Annotated in this window: 2 protein-coding genes; both read left to right on the top strand. The window is 47.0% G+C overall.

All coding sequences use genetic code 11. The annotated features are described in order from the left end of the window. Positions 1-926, top strand: a 926-nt coding sequence (gene galE / locus ADK28_RS02555; protein ID WP_048794798.1) for a UDP-glucose 4-epimerase GalE, incomplete at its 5' end; no start/stop codon positions are given. Positions 927-1,484: 558 nt separating this feature from the next. Then, complete coding sequence (locus ADK28_RS33405) at positions 1,485-1,616, top strand: dTDP-4-dehydrorhamnose 3,5-epimerase family protein (RefSeq protein WP_314732675.1); 132 nt, start codon at positions 1,485-1,487, stop codon at positions 1,614-1,616. Positions 1,617-1,953 lie beyond the last annotated feature (337 nt).

Raw genomic sequence — 1,953 nt, 5'->3', positions numbered from 1 at the left:
TGGACAATCTGTCGAACTCGTCAGCGGAGTCTTTACACCGCGTAGAGAAACTGACGGGAAAAGCCGCCGTGTTTTACCAAGGTGATGTTCAGGATGCGGAATGCTTGCATCGCATCTTTGAAGCGCACTCGATTACCGGCGTGATCCACTTCGCCGGTCTTAAGGCGGTAGGGGAATCTACGCGTAAGCCGCTGGAATACTACCAGAATAATGTCACCGGAACGTTGGTGTTACTGGACGCTATGCGCCGCGCCGGCGTGTATGCGTTTATCTTTAGTTCGTCCGCTACCGTTTATGGCGCCCATTCACCGGTGCCTTATGTCGAGACGACACCGATCGGCGGCACGACAAGCCCTTATGGCACGTCGAAGCTGATGGTGGAGCAGATCCTGCAAGATGTCGCCAAGGCTGAGCCGCAATTTTCGATTATTGCCTTGCGCTACTTTAATCCGGTAGGCGCCCATGAGTCGGGGTTGATCGGTGAGGATCCTAACGGTATTCCCAATAACCTGTTGCCCTACATCTCGCAGGTGGCCATCGGCAAACTGGAAAAGCTGGGTATTTTCGGCGGGGATTATCCGACGACCGATGGGACGGGAGAGCGCGACTACATCCATGTCATGGATCTGGCCGAAGGCCACCTGAAAGCGATGGATCATCTGCCGAAGCTCAGCGGATTTAAGGCCTATAACCTTGGGGCTGGTGTAGGGCACTCGGTACTGGCGATGGTTCAGGCATTCGAAAAAGCGTCGGGGGTCACGATCCCTTACCAAATATTACCGCGTCGCGAAGGCGATCTGCCTGCCTTCTGGGCGAACGCCGATCTGGCTTATCAGGAGCTGGGGTGGAAAGTGAGTCGGGGTATCGATGACATGATGCGCGATACCTGGAACTGGCAGAAGAAAAATCCACATGGTTATCGCTAACCTTGAGTGATATGTCTTGGTAGTGATAAAAAGTTATGAACGGCTAATTAAAAGCGATGGGGGATGTAGAATTTACAGCCCCTACCCTCATTTTTATAAGGCCTAGACATGGCTCTCATTTTTTACCGGGAGTTTTATTGTTATTCACGTGAAATATTTTTCGCTGTTCCACTATCTCTTTGCTTGAATGACAAGTAATGAATGTGAGGCGAATCTTCTTTTATTAACATTTTTTCATTAATTCTATTTTATCATCGCGTTGCTATCTGAGTTTGATTACAGGCCCGTGCATTCGGTAGATCATGTAATGCGATGTGATAATATAATAGTTGTCGTTGACTAAAATAAAAATGAGGATTCAGCCACTCTCAATATACGTGTTGAGCATGAATTTTGTAACAATAAACAAGTTATTCACAGAATAATGGCCAAAGATTATTAGTCTGTAAAGGAGAGTGACGGGAAGATAGAGAATGTATCTCAATGTGTTAACTGTTAAACATGGCATAAGGATTGTCCAGCCCAGGTATTTTGCGATGCCGCATTTTTTTCTCGGGGGTGTACGAAAAGAAAGTCTACCAAGACGCATTGGATATTGATTTCGATTTTGCTCAGGATAATCACTTGCGCTTTTCAAAAGGCATGCTGAGTGGTTTGCATTTTCAAAAGAAAAATCCTCAGGGAAAGTGAGTCTGTATCGTTCGCGGTGGGGCATTTGCTGTTGTAGCGGGTCTTCGTGAAGACTCACCTACCTATGCTGCATGAGAGTGGGTTTTCCGAAGTAAACTCTGGCTCCTCCCGGTTTGGCTCATAGCCTCCTTGAGCTCTCAGATTTTGCTGATTTCATATATAAATGCACGAGATATTATAATCATGATCATGGAGGGGGCTTGCTGTGAAACGAGCCTGAGGTGGGGATTGAATAGCCGTTTGATGACCCAGCATTACCTGAAAAAGATAAGCATGGCGACCGCTTCGGTGAATTGAAATAAGTGATATTCAAAAGTCGGAAACGTATCCGTTTGCC

The sequence above is a fragment of the Serratia sp. 506_PEND genome, assembly GCF_001076875.1.
GTDB lineage: Bacteria > Pseudomonadota > Gammaproteobacteria > Enterobacterales > Enterobacteriaceae > Serratia > Serratia marcescens.
Note: the sequence above shows the minus strand (reverse complement) of the source record. Positions and strands in the feature narration are given on the sequence as shown.